This is a genomic window from Streptomyces zingiberis, assembly GCF_012034935.1.
In the GTDB taxonomy this organism is placed as follows: Bacteria; Actinomycetota; Actinomycetes; order Streptomycetales; family Streptomycetaceae; genus Streptomyces; species Streptomyces zingiberis.
Window position 1 is genome coordinate 1 of sequence record NZ_JAATEN010000057.1, and the last position, 869, is coordinate 869.

Annotated in this window: 2 protein-coding genes; both read right to left on the reverse strand. The window is 69.0% G+C overall.

Annotated features, from left to right (window positions below; genetic code table 11):
- On the reverse strand, positions 1 to 531 hold a 531-nt coding region (locus tag HCK00_RS26660), incomplete at its 3' end, for a DUF742 domain-containing protein (RefSeq protein ID WP_168104609.1).
- 103 nt (positions 532 to 634) lie between these two features.
- The coding region (locus HCK00_RS26665) for a roadblock/LC7 domain-containing protein (RefSeq protein ID WP_375782018.1) at positions 635 to 869 on the reverse strand (235 nt) is incomplete at its 5' end.

The window sequence follows — 869 nt, forward strand, 5'->3', positions numbered from 1 at the left end:
GTCTGGCTGGCCGCCGGCGGACTCGTCGCCGCCGGGCTGATGAATGGCGACGAGCCCGGCCTCGGCCAAGTCGGCGACGAGGATCCGGGCGACGCCGAGAGGGATGGAGAGCAGTGCGGAGACCTCGGCCACCGACTTGATCTCGTGGCACAGATGGCAGATCCGCTGGTGTTCCGGCAGCTGTCCCTGGAGCTGGCCCGGGGAGGCCGTCGTGTGCACCAGTGCCTCGATGGCGAGCTGGTAGCGGGGCCTGGTCCGGCCGCCGGTCATGGCGTAGGGACGGACCAGGGGGTTTCTGCTGCTGTCCGTCGATGCCTGCTGGTGCGGCATCTCCTGCTGGTACCGCTGACCGTACTGACCGTGCTCGCCGTACCGGTCGTGCCGGCCGTGAGCTGCCTGCTGCTGGTAGGGGGAGTGCTGCGGCTGCTCCTGGTGGCCGGGCACGGAGGAGTAGCCGTAGTTCTGGCCCTGGTCGCCCTGTGGCTGGTGCTGGTAACCGCCGTAAGGGTACCCGTCGGGTGGCGTGGCCACGTCGTCCTCCTCCAACTGCCGCTGCTCTGCCGGTCCTCGGTGTGCAAGGGTCCCGCGTCACCGCACCATAAGGCGCGGTGACGAGAAACGCACGGTCTGTCTGTCAGTTGAGAAGTGATCCCTGGAGTTCCGCGCGGAGGTCCGGGGTGAGGACGGATCCGGCACGGTCCACCAGGAGGGCCATCTCGTAGCCCACGAGGCCGATGTCGCACTCGGGGTGGGCGAGGACGGCGAGGGAGGAGCCGTCCGAGACGGACATGATGAAGAGGAAACCGCGCTCCATCTCGACCACGGTCTGGTTGACGGCGCCGCCCTCGAAGATGCGGGAGGCGCCGGCG